Annotated in this window: 1 protein-coding gene; it reads left to right on the forward strand. The window is 72.6% G+C overall.

Translation table 11 applies throughout. From position 1 onward, the window contains the following. On the forward strand, nt 1–237 hold a 237-nt coding region (locus tag ACZ6JE_RS15605), incomplete at both ends, for a hypothetical protein (RefSeq protein ID WP_464319541.1).

Genomic DNA, 237 nt, shown 5'->3' on the forward strand with positions numbered 1-237 from the left:
GCGCAGCTCGCGGCGCGCTGGGCCGGGCTGCCGATCGACTGCCACCTGCACCACGCGCCGAACTTCCACCGCACCCGGCTGGTGATGACGGGGGTCGCGCACTTCGACGCCGTCTCCGAGTTCATGAAGACCCTCTGGGTCGCCGCCGGGATCTCGCCCGAGCGCATCCCCGTGGTGCACAACGCCGTCTCCGCCGACGAGTACCCCCGAGGAGGCGCGGCGGAGCTCTTGAGCGCC

This window comes from Frigoribacterium sp. AC759, from assembly GCF_979256015.1.